The 14,711-nt window shown below is 63.6% G+C and carries 11 protein-coding genes and 1 tRNA gene; all 12 read left to right on the forward strand.

Going from position 1 to position 14,711, the window contains the following annotated elements; genetic code table 11:
• Window positions 1–62 precede the first annotated feature (62 nt).
• The 12 genes from HU738_RS16545 to HU738_RS16600 all read left to right on the forward strand — a co-directional run bounded on the left by HU738_RS16545 (window position 63) and on the right by HU738_RS16600 (window position 14,680).
• Window positions 63–3,806, forward strand: coding sequence for a bifunctional diguanylate cyclase/phosphodiesterase (locus HU738_RS16545; RefSeq protein ID WP_186602901.1), 3,744 nt, complete (start codon window positions 63–65; stop codon window positions 3,804–3,806).
• A gap of 16 nt (window positions 3,807–3,822) precedes the next feature.
• Window positions 3,823–3,899: transfer RNA gene (locus tag HU738_RS16550), tRNA-Ile, on the forward strand.
• 118 nt (window positions 3,900–4,017) lie between these two features.
• A complete protein-coding gene (locus HU738_RS16555) occupies window positions 4,018–4,479 on the forward strand; it encodes an Lrp/AsnC family transcriptional regulator (protein WP_186602900.1) in 462 nt (153 codons plus the stop codon).
• 192 nt (window positions 4,480–4,671) lie between these two features.
• Window positions 4,672–6,354 (forward strand): flavin monoamine oxidase family protein, encoded by a 1,683-nt coding sequence (locus tag HU738_RS16560; protein WP_186602899.1) that lies wholly within the window; start codon window positions 4,672–4,674, stop codon window positions 6,352–6,354.
• Window positions 6,355–6,369: 15 nt separating this feature from the next.
• Complete coding sequence (locus tag HU738_RS16565; protein WP_176506065.1) at window positions 6,370–7,164, forward strand: carbon-nitrogen hydrolase family protein; 795 nt, start codon at window positions 6,370–6,372, stop codon at window positions 7,162–7,164.
• A gap of 57 nt (window positions 7,165–7,221) precedes the next feature.
• A complete protein-coding gene (gene pqqF / locus HU738_RS16570; RefSeq protein WP_186602898.1) occupies window positions 7,222–9,501 on the forward strand; it encodes a pyrroloquinoline quinone biosynthesis protein PqqF in 2,280 nt (759 codons plus the stop codon).
• Window positions 9,502–9,670: 169 nt separating this feature from the next.
• Window positions 9,671–9,742: a pyrroloquinoline quinone precursor peptide PqqA gene (pqqA, locus tag HU738_RS16575; RefSeq protein ID WP_003243383.1), complete on the forward strand. Its 72-nt coding sequence runs from the start codon at window positions 9,671–9,673 to the stop codon at window positions 9,740–9,742.
• Window positions 9,743–9,822: 80 nt separating this feature from the next.
• Window positions 9,823–10,734 carry a pyrroloquinoline quinone biosynthesis protein PqqB gene (gene pqqB, locus HU738_RS16580; protein WP_176506063.1) on the forward strand — a complete coding sequence of 304 codons (912 nt, stop codon included), beginning with the start codon at window positions 9,823–9,825 and terminating at the stop codon, window positions 10,732–10,734.
• A gap of 27 nt (window positions 10,735–10,761) precedes the next feature.
• Entirely contained in the window at window positions 10,762–11,499 is a 738-nt protein-coding gene (gene pqqC / locus HU738_RS16585; RefSeq protein WP_176506105.1) for a pyrroloquinoline-quinone synthase PqqC, read from the forward strand.
• A complete protein-coding gene (gene pqqD / locus HU738_RS16590; RefSeq protein ID WP_186602897.1) occupies window positions 11,496–11,771 on the forward strand; it encodes a pyrroloquinoline quinone biosynthesis peptide chaperone PqqD in 276 nt (91 codons plus the stop codon). Before pqqC ends, pqqD begins: the two co-directional genes overlap by 4 nt.
• Window positions 11,743–12,891, forward strand: a complete 1,149-nt coding sequence (gene pqqE / locus HU738_RS16595; RefSeq protein ID WP_176506061.1) for a pyrroloquinoline quinone biosynthesis protein PqqE — start codon at window positions 11,743–11,745, stop codon at window positions 12,889–12,891. The genes pqqD and pqqE overlap by 29 nt, the downstream gene beginning before the upstream one ends.
• Window positions 12,857–14,680 (forward strand): S9 family peptidase, encoded by a 1,824-nt coding sequence (locus HU738_RS16600; RefSeq protein ID WP_186602896.1) that lies wholly within the window; start codon window positions 12,857–12,859, stop codon window positions 14,678–14,680. Before pqqE ends, HU738_RS16600 begins: the two co-directional genes overlap by 35 nt.
• The last annotated feature ends 31 nt before the right edge of the window (window positions 14,681–14,711 follow it).

Here is a 14,711-nt window from a genome sequence, read left to right on the forward strand (position 1 = left end):
CTACTCGGCTGGCTGAATGCCCGTCTACACTCGACTTCAGACCAACTGAATGCGAGGCCGCTATGCTGCCGAAGCCGGCCATTCTGTTGCTGCTCCTGATGCTGTGGAACACAACGGCCGGCGCCCTGACCCTGACAGACGAGGAAAAAACCTGGCTCGCTGCCCACCCGCAGTTGAGACTGGGCGTCGACGCTTCCTGGCCACCGTTCGAGTTTCGTGACCAGGAGGGCCGGTACCAGGGATTGGCCGCCGATTACATCGCCCTGCTCCAGGATCGCCTGGGCGTATTACTGAAACCGGTCGAGCCGAGCAGCTGGACCGAAGTGCTGCAGCAGGCGCGCGAAGGCCGCATCGACTTGCTGCCCGGCATCATGTCGACACCCGAACGCCAGGGCTACCTCGCGTTCACCCGTCCCTACCTCGATTTCCCCATCGTCATCCTGGCCCATGAAGGCGGCCCGCAACCGCGCACGCTCAAGGACCTGTACGGGCTGAAGATCGCTGTGGTGGAAAACTATGCGCCCCATGAACTGCTCCGCACCCACCACCCGGACCTGAACCTGGTGGCGATGCCGAATGTCAACTCGACCCTGCAGGCTCTGGCCACCGACGCCGTGGACGCGGTGGTCGGTGACCTCGCCTCCAGCATCTGGAGCCTGCGCCAGCTCAAGCTCGAAGGGTTGTATGTAAGCGGCGACACACCCTATCGCTATCAATTGGCAATGGCCGCGCCCCGTGACCAGCAGGTACTGGTCGGCATCCTCGACAAAGTGATGGCCGACATGTCCAGCGAAGAGATCAGCCATATCCAGCAGCGCTGGGTCGGCGCCGTGGTCGACCAGCGAAGCTTCTGGCACGACACGCTGCTCTATGGGCTGCCCGCCGTCCTGCTGCTGATCGCCATTCTCGCCGCGGTCATCCGTATCAATCGCCGGCTCAGCTCGGAAATTTCCAGGCGTATCGCCCTGGAGCAGGAGCTGCGCAGCAGCGAGTACCATTACCGCGGCCTGATCGAGAGCCTGTCGGCAATCGCCTGGGAGGCCGACGCCAACGACTTCACCTACAGTTATGTCTCGCCGCATGCCGAGGACCTGTTGGGCTACCCGCTGCACGATTGGCTCAAGCCCGGCTTCTGGCGCAGCATCCTGCACCCCGACGATGCACTCTGGGCCCAGGCCTTCTGCGAAAGCGAAACCGCCGCGGGGCGTGATCACAGCCTCGATTACCGCGTGCTACGCGCCGACGGCCAGGCGCTTTGGGTACGCAACATCGTCAGCATGATCGAACATGGCCACCGGCCGGTGATGCGGGGCCTGATGATCGACATCAGCGAGACCAAACGCACCGAAGACGCCCTGCGTCTGTCGGAGCAAAAGTTCGCCTCGGTGTTCGAGCAGTGCCCGGACATTCTGCTGATCGCACGGCATAGTGATGGCGTGCTGCTCGAGGTCAACGAAGCCTTCGAAGAACAGATCGGCCTGAAACCGGGCGAGGTTATCGGTCGTACCGCTACCGAGCTCAACCTGTGGGGGGTCGAAGGCATGGGCCCGAGGCTTCTCGAACGCCTGCACCAAGGTGGCATCCGCAACCTTGAAATGACTTTCCGCCGCAGCAACGGCCAGTTGTTCACCGGCCTGACCTCGGCCGAAACCTTCGAGCTCGACGGTACCCCGGCGCTGGTCGTGGCGGTTCGCGACATCAGCCAGCTCAAGGAAACCCAACAACAATTGCAGACCTCCGAGGAAAAGTTCGCCAAGGCTTTCCACGCGTCGCCTGACGGCCTGCTGCTGTCGCGCCAAAGCGACGGCCTGCTGCTGGAAGTCAACGAAGGCTTCTGCCGCCTGACCGGTTATGAATTCAACCAGCCTATCGATCAGACTTCCTTCGACCTGGGGATCTGGGTCGACCTCAACGAACGCAAACGCCTGATCGACCAACTGGGTCGCGATGGTTTTGTGCGTGACTTCAGCTGCCACCTGCGCCGCAGCGACGGGCAGATTCGCCTCTGCGAGCTCTCGGCCCGGCCACTGCCGATCAGTGGTGTCGACTGCATGCTGACCATCGCCCGCGACATTACCGAACGCCACCTGATGCAGGAAAAACTGCAACTGGCTGCCACCGTGTTCGAAAACACCGCAGAAGGCGTGCTGATCACCGACACCGACCAGCGCATCAGTGCAGTCAATCGTGCCTTCAGCGAGATCACCGGCTACAGCGAGATCGAGGCGCTCGGCCAGACCCCGCGCCTGCTCGCCTCTGGCCAGCACGACAGTGCCTTCTACGCCGCCATGTGGCACCAGCTCACCGCAGAAGGTCACTGGCAGGGCGAGATCTACAACAAGCGCAAGAATGGCGAGCTGTATCCCGGCTGGCTGACCATCAGCGCCGTTCGCAACAATGATCGCAACATCACCCACTTCGTTGCCGTGTTCGCCGACATCTCCAGCCTCAAGCACGCCCAGGCCAAACTCGACTACCAGGCCCACCACGACCCACTGACCGGCCTGCCCAACCGCGCCCTCTTCGAAAGCCGGCTGCAGGCCGTGCTGACCTGCGCTCAGGTGTCCAACCGGCAGGGTGCTGTGCTGTTCCTCGACCTGGACCGCTTCAAGCACATCAACGACAGCCTCGGCCACCCGGTCGGCGACCTGTTGCTCAAAGGCATCGCCCAGCGCCTCAAGGAGCAGGTGCGCGACGTCGACACCGTGGCCCGCCTGGGTGGCGACGAGTTCATCATCCTGCTGCCCGGCCTGCATAAGCCCAGCGATGCCCATGCCATCGCCAGCAAGTTGCTGGCCTGCTTCGTCGCCCCGTTCCAGGCCGGCGAGCATGAGTTCTTTACCAGCGCCAGCATCGGCATCAGCCTTTACCCGCAGGATGGCACCGACGTCGCCACGCTGATCCGCAACGCCGACGCCGCCATGTACCGCTCCAAGGCCAAAGGCCGCAATCGCGTGGAAGCCTACACCCGGGACCTGACCGTACAGGCCAGCGAACGCATCGCCATGGAGCACGAGCTGCGTCGCGCCATCGAGCGCAACGAGATGAGCCTGAGCTTCCAGCCCAAGCTGAGCCTCAAGACCCAGACCCTGGTCGGGGCCGAAGCACTGGTTCGCTGGAGCCACCCGACATTCGGCGAAGTACCGCCCGAGCATTTCATTCACCTGGCCGAAGAGAACGGTACCATCCTGCAGCTGGGCGACTGGGTGCTGGAGCAGGCTTGCCAGCAGATGCATCGCTGGAAAAAGGCTTATCAAGCCTTCGGGCCATTGTCGATCAACCTGGCTGGCGCGCAGCTGCGCCACCCCAACCTCGCCAAGCGCATCGAGCACCTGTTGAAGGTGTATCAGCTGAAAGCGGGCGACCTGCAACTGGAGATTACCGAGAACTTCATCATGAGCCAGGCCGAAGAAGCCTTGGCCATTCTGCATCAGCTAAAACAGCTGGGCGTGCAGCTGGCGATCGACGATTTCGGCACCGGTTACTCATCGCTGAGTTACCTCAAGCGCCTGCCGCTGGATATCCTCAAGATCGACAAGTCGTTCATTCGCGGCCTGCCGGACGACCCCCATGACGCCGCCATCGCCCGCGCCATCATCGCGCTCGGGCGCAGCATGCAGCTGACGATCATTGCCGAGGGCGTGGAGAACCAGGCGCAGCAGCGCTTCTTGGCAGCAGAGGGCTGCGAGCAGATCCAGGGTTACATCGTCAGCCTGCCGTTGCCACCGGACGAGTTCGCAGCGACGTTTCTTCGCATAGCACTGTCTGATCTTTCGGATGGCACGCTTTCAAAACCCTCGTTATAATCCGGGCACTTACTGAGGGCCTATAGCTCAGTCGGTTAGAGCAGAGGACTCATAATCCTTTGGTCCACGGTTCGAGTCCGTGTGGGCCCACCAGATATGACGAAAGCCGCGCCAGTGCGCGGCTTTTTCGTGCCCGGATGTTGACCGTTCAAGGCCTTGCCCCGCTCGGCTGCGGCTGGCTAGGCTAGGGGCCCCTTCGTAGAGACTTACCATGTCGGACGCTCGCCCCATCGCCCTCGACGAAATCGACCGTCAGCTGATCGCTCTGCTGCAGATCAACGCCCGTGAAAGCGTCGCCACCCTCGCCCGCCAGCTTGGCATCGCCCGCACCACGGTCAACTCGCGCCTGGAACGGCTGGAAAAGCACAAGGTCATCACCGGTTACGGAGTGCGTCTCGGCCAGCGCCTTATCGGCGGTGGGCTGCAGGCTTATGTCGGGATCAAGGTGCAGCCACGCTCCGGCAAGGAAGTGGTAAGGCGCCTGAGTGCCATGGGGCAGGTGCAGCAGCTGTGTGCCGTGAGTGGCGAGTTCGACTACGTGGCCTGGCTACGCAGCGATTCACCGGAGCAGCTCGACCAACTGCTGGACCAGATTGGCAGCGTCGAGGGGGTGGAGAAGACCACCACGTCGATCATCCTCAGCAGCAAGGTCGATCGTGGGCAGCCCGTTTGAAACAATACAGCACTTGGCTGCGCTGAACTGTTCATTAAAAATGATGCTCGTGTCGTCATACCGACGGTAAATATTACATTTCGCCATCATTCTGCATCTTAATTACGATTTCGCCGCTTCATAAAATGACCGTCAGCCATCTCCTATACTCAGGCTCCGCCCCCTGCGCAGCCGCTCTGGCAAGGTCACTTCATGAACAAGAAAAACCGCCACCCCGCCGACGGCAAGCAACCTGTCACCATCTTCGGCCCGGATTTCCCCTTCGCCTTCGACGACTGGCTGGAACACCCGGCAGGCCTGGGCAGTATCCCGGCCGAACGCCATGGCGAAGAAGTCGCCATCGTGGGGGCAGGTATCGCCGGCCTGGTTGCGGCCTACGAATTGATGAAACTGGGCCTCAAGCCCGTGGTGTATGAAGCCTCGAAACTCGGTGGCCGGCTGCGTTCGCAGGCCTTCAACGGTACCGACGGCATCATCGCCGAGCTCGGCGGCATGCGCTTCCCGGTGTCCTCGACCGCCTTCTACCACTACGTCGACAAGCTGGGGCTGGAAACCAAGCCCTTCCCCAACCCGCTGACCTCAGCCTCGGGCAGCACGGTGATCGACCTCGAAGGCCAGACCTACTATGCAGAAAAGCCCAGTGACCTGCCGAAACTGTTCCACGAAGTGGCCGATGCCTGGGCAGACGCGCTGGAAAGCGGTGCGCAGTTCGCCGAAATCCAGCAGGCGATCCGTGATCGTGATGTAGCTCGGCTGAAAGCGTTGTGGAACAAGCTGGTACCCCTGTGGGACGACCGCACCTTCTACGACTTCGTCGCCACCTCGCGCTCGTTCGCCCAGTTGAGCTTCCAGCATCGTGAAGTGTTCGGTCAGGTCGGTTTCGGCACCGGCGGTTGGGACTCGGACTTCCCCAACTCGATGCTGGAGATCTTCCGCGTGGTCATGACCAACTGCGACGATCATCAGCACTTGATCGTCGGTGGCGTGGAACAGGTGCCTCAGGGTATCTGGCGCCATGTGCCGGAGCGTTGCGCCCATTGGCCAGAGGGCACCAGCCTCAGTTCGCTGCATGGTGGCGCACCGCGCAGCGGCGTCAAGCGCATCGCCCGTGCTGCCGACGGGCGCCTGGCGGTCACCGACAACTGGGGTGACACCCGCCACTACGGTGCAGTGCTCGCGACCTGCCAGAGCTGGCTGCTGACCACCCAGATCGACTGCGAAGAATCGCTGTTCTCGCAAAAGATGTGGATGGCCCTCGACCGCACCCGCTACATGCAGTCATCAAAGACCTTCGTCATGGTCGACAGGCCGTTCTGGAAGGACAAGGACCCGCAGACCGGCCGCGACCTGATGAGCATGACCCTGACTGATCGCCTCACCCGCGGCACCTACCTGTTCGACAACGGTGACGACAAGCCGGGGGTGATCTGCCTGTCCTACGCCTGGATGAGCGACGCCCTGAAGATGCTCCCGCACCCGGTGGAAAAGCGCGTGCAGCTGGCCCTGGACGCACTGAAGAAGATCTACCCCAAGACCGATATCGCCGGGCACATCATCGGCGATCCGATCACCGTTTCCTGGGAAGCCGACCCGCACTTCCTCGGCGCATTCAAGGGCGCGCTGCCAGGCCACTACCGCTACAACCAGCGCATGTACGCACACTTCATGCAGCAGGATATGCCCGCCGAGCAACGCGGCATGTTCATCGCCGGCGACGACGTGTCGTGGACCCCGGCCTGGGTCGAAGGGGCGGTGCAGACATCGCTGAATGCGGTGTGGGGTATCATGAACCACTTCGGTGGCCACACCCACCCGGATAACCCAGGCCCGGGTGATGTGTTCGATGAGATCGGGCCCATCGCCCTGGCCGACTGAAACCAAGGAGGCAGCATGCGCATCGCTCTGTTCCAGGGCGCACCCAACCCGCTGGACGTGCCCGGCAACCTGCAACGGCTGCGCCACCAGGCGCAGCTGGCGGCCGAGCGTGGCGCGCAATTGCTGGTGTGCCCGGAGATGTTCCTGAGCGGCTACAACATCGGCCTGGCGCAGGTCGAACGGCTGGCCGAAGCCGACGATGGTCCTGCGGCCATGGCGGTGGTGGAGATTGCCCAGTCGCACCGCATCGCCATTGTTTACGGCTACCCGGAGCGCGCCGATGACGGAGCGATCTACAACAGCGTGCAGCTCATTGATGCCCATGGCCGCAGCCTGTGCAATTACCGCAAGACCCACCTGTTCGGTGAACTGGACCGGGCGATGTTCAGCCCTGGCGCCGACCATTTTCCGGTGGTCGAGCTGAACGGCTGGAAAGTCGGGATGCTGATCTGCTACGACATCGAGTTCCCGGAAAACGCCCGGCGCCTGGCGCTGGCAGGAGCCGAGCTGATCCTGGTGCCGACGGCGAACATGACGCCGTACGATTTCGTCTGCCAGGTGACCGTGCGCTCGCGGGCGCAGGAAAACCAGTGCTACCTGGTATATGCCAATTACTGCGGGGCCGAGGGCGAGATCCAGTACTGCGGGCAGAGCAGCATCATCGGGCCCGATGGCAGTCTGCTGGCCATGGCGGGGCGAGATGAATGCCAGTTGCTGGCAGAGCTTGAGCAGGAACGAGTGGTGCAGGGGCGTGAGGCGTTTCCTTACCTGACCGATTTGCGCCAGGAACTGCATTTGCGCCAAGGCTGACAGGGGCCGGACCTTTCTTGCAAATGGGTTAGCATGGACACCTGCTCTGGAGTTCCCATGCCTGATACCACCCGCTACCTCACCCTCGCCAACGGCCTGCAGTTGACTCTGCGCCATGCGCCGCGCCTGAAGCGCTCTGCGGCCGCGTTGAGGGTACATGCGGGCAGCCATGACGCCCCAACCGCATGGCCAGGCCTGGCCCATTTCCTCGAACACCTGTTTTTCCTGGGCACGGCACGCTTCCCGCTGGAAGACGGCCTGATGCGCTACGTCCAGGCCTTGGGCGGCCAGGTCAACGCCAGCGCCCGCGAGCGCACCACCGATTTCTTCTTTGAAGTACCACCTGCGGCAATGGCCGGTGGCCTGGAGCGCCTGTGCCAGATGCTTGCCGAGCCGGATCTGGGCATCGAGCGGCAGCGCCGCGAGCGGGAAGTCATCCACGCCGAATTCATCGCCTGGTCACGCAACCCGCAGGCGCAACAGCAATTCGCTTTGTTGCAATCTGTGGGTGGCGATCACCCCTTGAGCGGCTTTCATGCCGGTAACCGCTATTCCCTCGTACTGGGCGATAAGGCTTTCCAGCAAGCCCTCACAGGCTTCCATCAGCGCTTTTACCAGGGTGGCCAGGTCACCCTGAGCCTGTGCGGCCCGCAACCGCTGGATGAACTGGAACAGCTTGGCAGGCACTACGCCGGCGTCTTCAAGCCGAGCCCCCCTGTGCTACAAGCCTTGCCACCTGCCTTGGCCGCCAACCCGCCACTGCTGTTCGCACACGACGGCCTGCCAGCAGGGGCAGAACAGGCACTGGAGCTGCTGATCGCCCACCTCGGCGACAACCGCCCCGGCAGTTGGCTTGATGCACTGGAGCGACGTGGCTGGCTCAAAGGGTTCAAGGCCGAGAAGCTGCATGCCTTTGCCGGGCAACTGCTCTGGCACATCGACCTGGAGCTCGCCCCGGATGCCAACAGCGATGAGGCTCTGAAGCTGCTGCACGGCTGGTTCGACTTCATCGGCAAGACAGACCCCGGCCCACTCAACCGCACGTTTGGCAGCTTGCAACAACGTCGTCAACGCAGCGCCAGCGCACTGGAGCTGGCCCGCCGCGACAGCGCCGGGCAGCCGTTTGCAGCACTGGATGCCCAAGCACTGAGGGCACTCGAAGCACTGCTTGAGCAGCTGCCGCGATGCGCATACGGGCAATGGCAGCTGCCTGCGCCCGAGCCCTTGTTGTCGGATGAACTGCCCTCTGCCCCAAGTGCTGAGTTGCCGCCTGCATTGTGCATCAGCGACTTGCTGCCACCCTCCAGGCAATACGCAGCACTGTATCTGCGTTGGCACGTGCCATCGGCATTGCGCCAGCGTCTGTACAGCGTACTGCAACGTGCCCTGCGCCCCCTGCAAAGTCGTTGCGAGCAAGCCTGCGTGCACCTGCAATTCAGCGCGTCGGGCGACCATTGGCAGTTGTGCTGCGCTGGCCATCCGGTAGCCGTGGTACGCGCCGCAGGCCAGGCCCTGGCCCTGATGCGAGCGCCCTCCAACTGGCAGACGTCGCCACCTGAGGCGCCCGCGCTGATCCCGATCAGGGCGTTGATCAGTCAGCTACCTGACGCCGTGCTCGGCACCCGCCCGGCCACAATGCCGTCTGCCACGCCCGACCAGGCGCTGCTCGATGGCGTCTGGCAACACAGCCATTGGCACGGCCTGGCCGTCGGTTTCGAGCCCAGTGCCGTGCAGGCCCTCGGCGCCGTGCTGCAGGCATGCCCCGGGCAAGGCGGGGCGCCCACGCCGGCTGCCGGCTGGGGGGGTCGCCGCTGGCACCATGCCGAGGTGCCAGGCAGTGAACATGCCCTGCTACTGTTCTGCCCACTGCCAGCCGCACGGCAAGGCAGTGGTCGCCTGCTGGCGCAGCTGCTGCAAGGCCCGGTATATCAACGCCTGCGGGTCGAATTGCAGCTGGGCTACGCGGTTTTCAGTACCTTTCGTCAGATCGAGGGCATCGGTGGCCTGCTGTTCGGGGTGCAGTCGCCACACGCCAGCCAGGCCGAGATCCTCGATCACCTGCGCGAGCTGCTGGGCCGCGGCGTCACCCTCGACGCGGTCGCCCGACAAGCATTGGCTGAGCAGTTCGACGAAAACGCCATGGCCAACGCCGACGTCACCGAATGGGCATGGCAGACACACCTGGCCACACAACCTGGCGACCTGCTTGCGCTGCGGCGGTCTATTCTGATCACGCAACAGGCAGATCTGGACGGCCTGCTACGCGACCTGCTCGGTACCGATTGGCCGTGGCTTTGCCTGGCCAACAGTGCCGCGCCAGAGGCGTCCTGGCACTGATCTCGCGGGGATTGTTACGTTTGCTGCAAGGGCGCTTATCAAAGAATTAACCTTTCGGTACAAATTTTTCTTGTAAGATAACGCTATCTCAGCCAACGGAACCTCCTGCTCCAGGCGGCACCCAACGAATAGCTGAAGTAACCCAACCCCATCCGGAAGGAGAACGCCCATGTGGACCAAACCTGCATACACTGACCTGCGTATCGGCTTCGAAGTGACCATGTACTTCGCCAACCGCTAAGCCCTGCTTTGCGGATCGACGCCTCGGCCCGCCGGGGCGTCGTTGTTTTCCGGATACGGCTTTTCGCAGAAGGAGTGGCCATGTACATCCAGATTCTCGGTTCCGCCGCCGGTGGTGGTTTCCCGCAGTGGAACTGCAACTGCGTCAATTGCAAGGGCTATCGCGACGGCAGCCTGCGCGCCACGGCACGCACCCAGTCGTCCATCGCCCTGTCCGACGACGGTGAGCACTGGATCCTGTGCAATGCCTCGCCTGACATCCGCGCCCAGCTCCAGGCCTTCGCACCGATGCAGCCGGCGCGCGCCCTGCGCGATACCGGGATCAACGCCATCGTCCTGCTCGACAGCCAGATCGACCATACCACCGGCCTGCTCAGCCTGCGCGAAGGCTGCCCGCATCAGGTCTGGTGCACCGACATGGTCCACCAGGACCTGACCAGCGGCTTCCCGCTGTTCAACATGCTCAGCCACTGGAACGGTGGGCTGCAGTGGAACCGCATCGAGCTCGAAGGCAGTTTCGTCATCGACGCCTGCCCTGACCTCAGGTTCACCCCTTTCCCCCTGCGCAGCGCCGCACCGCCCTATTCGCCGCACCGCTTCGACCCCCACCCGGGCGACAACCTCGGCCTGTTGGTCGAAGACACGCGCACTGGCGGCAAGCTGTTCTACGCACCCGGCCTCGGCCAGGTCGATGCCAAGCTGCTGCAGATGATGCATGGCGCCGACTGCCTGCTGGTCGACGGCACGCTGTGGGAAGATGATGAAATGCAGCGCCGTGGTGTCGGCACCCGTACCGGCCGCGAGATGGGCCACCTGGCGCAGAATGGCCCGGGTGGCATGCTCGAAGTGCTCGACGGCTTCGCGCGCCAGCGCAAGGTGCTTATCCACATCAACAACACCAACCCGATCCTCGATGAAGACTCCCCCGAACGCGCCGAAGTCCAGCGCCGCGGCGTCGAAGTCGCCTTCGATGGCATGAGCATCGAGCTGTAAGGAGGCCCCGTGAGCGACGCACTGCCAATGTCACCTGCCGAATTCGAGCAGGCCCTGCGCGCCAAGGGCGCCTACTACCACATCCACCACCCCTATCACGTGGCGATGTACCAAGGCCGCGCCACCCGCGAGCAGATTCAGGGCTGGGTAGCCAACCGCTTCTACTACCAGGTCAACATCCCGATGAAGGATGCCGCGATCCTGGCCAACTGCCCGGACCGCGAGGTACGCCGTGAGTGGATCCAGCGCCTGCTCGATCATGATGGCGCGCCGGGTGAGGACGGCGGTATCGAAGCCTGGCTGCGACTGGGCCAGGCGGTCGGCCTCGACCCTGACCAGCTACGTTCCCAGGAACTGGTGCTGCCCGGCGTGCGTTTCGCCGTCGACGCCTACGTCAACTTCGCTCGCCGGGCCAGCTGGCAAGAGGCGGCCAGCAGTTCGCTGACCGAACTGTTCGCTCCGCAGATCCACCAGTCCCGCCTGGACAGCTGGCCACAGCACTACCCGTGGATCGACCCGGCTGGCTACGAGTACTTCCGCACTCGCCTGGGCCAGGCCCGGCGTGATGTCGAGCACGGCCTGGCGATCACCTTGCAGCACTACACCACCCGCGCGGGTCAGGAGCGTATGCTGGAAATCCTGCAGTTCAAGCTGGATATCCTGTGGAGCATGCTGGATGCCATGAGCATGGCCTACGAGCTGAACCGCCCGCCTTACCACACCGTCACCCCGCAACGGGTCTGGCACAAGGGGATTGCCCTATGAGTTTCGACCGCAAGCAAGTGCCGAGCTGGCGCCCCGGCTACCGCTTCCAGTACGAGCCGGCGCAAAAAGGCCATGTGCTGCTGTACCCCGAAGGCATGATCAGGCTCAACGACAGCGCCGGCCTGATCGGCGGGCTGATCGACGGCAAGCGTGACGTGGCGGCGATCATCAAAGACCTCGAACAACAATTCCCTGGTGTGCCCGAAGTCGCAGACGATATCGAGCAATTCATGGAGGTGGCCCGTGCCGAACACTGGATCGTCCTCGCCTGAGGTGCCGGTCGGCCTGCCGCTATGGCTGCTGGCCGAGCTGACCTACCGCTGCCCGCTGCAATGCCCGTACTGTTCCAACCCACTGGACTTCGCTGCCCAAGGCCAGGAGCTGAGCACTGCGCAGTGGTTCAAGGTGATGGCCGAAGCCCGCGCGATGGGCGCCGCGCAGATCGGCTTTTCCGGTGGTGAGCCGCTGGTGCGCCAGGACCTCGCCGAGCTGATCGGCGAGGCCCGTCGGCTGGGCTACTACACCAACCTGATCACCTCTGGCATCGGCCTGACCGAGGCGCGCATCGCCGCCTTCAAGGAAGCCGGGCTGGACCATATCCAGATCAGCTTCCAGGCCAGTGACGAACAGGTCAACAACCTGCTGGCCGGTTCTAAGAAGGCCTTCGCGCAGAAGCTGGAAATGGCCCGCGCGGTAAAGGCCCACGGTTATCCGATGGTGCTCAACTTCGTCACCCACCGGCACAACATCGACAAGATCGACCGCATCATCGAGTTGTGCATCGCCCTTGAGGCCGACTTCGTCGAGCTTGCCACCTGCCAGTTCTACGGCTGGGCGCACCTCAACCGCCTGGGCCTGCTACCGACCCGCGCACAGCTCGAACGTGCCGAACGCATCACCAATGAGTACCGGCAGAAGCTCAAGGCCGAGGGCAGCCCGTGCAAGCTGATCTTCGTCACCCCGGATTACTACGAAGAGCGCCCCAAGGCCTGCATGAACGGTTGGGGCAGCCTGTTCCTGACCATCACGCCAGACGGCACTGCCTTGCCCTGCCATGGCGCCCGGCAATTGCCGGTGCAGTTCCCCAACGTGCGCGACCATGACCTGCAGCACATCTGGTACGACTCGTTCGGCTTCAACCGCTTCCGCGGTTACGACTGGATGCCCGAGCCGTGCCGCTCGTGCGATGAGAAGGAAAAAGACTTCGGCGGCTGCCGATGCCAGGCCTTCATGCTGACCGGTGATGCCAGCAAGGCCGACCCGGTGTGCGCCAAGTCTGCTGACCACGGCATTATCCTCAAGGCCCGTGAAGAGGCGGAAACTGCCCAACTTGCCATCGAAGAGCTGACCTTCCGCAATGAGCGCAACTCCCGTGTCATCGTCCGTGGCTGACTTCAGCGCCGCCCAGGCCGTCGCCGCCGGCACCGACTTTGCCGAACTCAAGGTCGGCGACGCAGGCCTGTTCTGGAACGAGTTCCGCCCCGCCGATGGCGCCTGCCGGATCTGGCAGTGGCGTGACCACCAGGCACGTTGCCTCACGCCCGATGGCTTCAGCGCACGCAGCCGGGTCTACGAATACGGCGGCGGCAGCTTCTGCCTGGGCGGTGACGGGCTGCTGTTCGTCAACGAAAAGGATCAACAGGTCTATACCCAGCGCCTTGAAGGCGGAGCACCCCGCGCCCTGACCGCCGAAGCCGGCTGCCGCTATGGCGATGTGCAGTGGCACGACGGCAAGGTACTGGCAGTCGAAGAGCGCCATGGCGAAAGCGTCGAGCATCGTCTGGTGGCATTGACCGATACCTCTCGCGAGGTACTCGCCGAAGGGGCCGACTTCTACGCCGCGCCAACGGTCAGCGCTGACGGCCAACGCCTGGCCTGGGTCGAATGGGACCGTCCGGCACAGCCTTGGACCCTTACCCGGCTAATGTGCCGCGAGCGTGACGCCAACGGCGACTGGGGGGCCGCACGCTGTATCGCCGCCGAGAATGAATCACTGCAACAGCCGCGCTTCGACGCCGAAGGCCGCTTGTACTGTTTGTCTGACCGCAATGGCTTCTGGCAGCCCTGGGGCGAGGTCGACGGCCTCTGGCAGGCGCTGCCGGCCGAACCCGCCGACCACGCCGCCGCGCCTTGGCAACTGGGCACCAGCACCTGGCTGCCGCTAAGCCCGCAGCACTATCTGGCCACCTGGTTCGAAGGTGGTATCGGGCAGCTGGGCCTGCACGATGAAGATGGACGCATGGAACGCTTCGCCAGCGCCTACACCCGGTTCCGCAACCTGGCCATGGATGCCGGGCACCTCTATGCCATCGCGGCTTCACCGATCAGCCCGCCGGCAGTGATCGCCATTGCCCGCGCCAGCCATGAGGTCAGCGTGCTGGCCGGTGGCGCAGAAGTGCTGCCGGCAGCGCAGATCAGTTTGCCGCAATCGATCCATTACAAGAGTGGCGACGCGTTTGCCCATGGTTTTTTCTATCCAGCCAGCGCCACCCAGGGCCCTGCCCCTTTACTGGTGTTCATCCACGGTGGCCCGACCTCGGCCTGCTACCCGGTACTCGACCCACGCATCCAGTACTGGACGCAACGCGGTTTCGCCGTTGCCGACCTGAATTACCGTGGCAGCACGGGCTATGGTCGGGAATACCGCCAGGCCCTGCACCTGCGATGGGGCCAGAGCGATGTGCAAGACGCCTGTGCCGCCGTCGAATACCTGGCTGGGCAAGGGCTGATCGACCCCGGCAAGGCCTTCATTCGCGGCGGCAGTGCCGGTGGCTACACCACGCTGTGCGCCCTGGCATTCCACGACGTGTTTCGCGCTGGAGCCAGCCTTTACGGGGTCAGTGATCCGATTGCCCTGGGCCGCGCCACGCACAAGTTCGAGGGCGACTACCTGGACTGGTTGATCGGTGACCCCCTGCAGGATGCCGAGCGCTACCGCCAACGCACCCCTCTGCTTCACGCCTCCAGGATCAAGGTGCCGGTGATCTTCTTCCAGGGCGAGCTGGATGCAGTGGTAGTGCCGGAGCAGACGCGCGCCATGCTGCAGGCATTGCAGGCCAACGGCATCGACGCCGAAGGGCATTTCTATGCCGGGGAACGGCACGGGTTCCGCAAGGCTGAGAACCTGGCGCACGCGCTGGAAGAGGAGTGGAAATTCTATTGCCGGGTGCTGCAGGACTGACACCTGGGGGCCGCCTGGGCGGCCCCCGCTT

Source organism: Pseudomonas vlassakiae (assembly GCF_014269035.2).
Lineage (GTDB): Bacteria > Pseudomonadota > Gammaproteobacteria > Pseudomonadales > Pseudomonadaceae > Aquipseudomonas > Aquipseudomonas vlassakiae.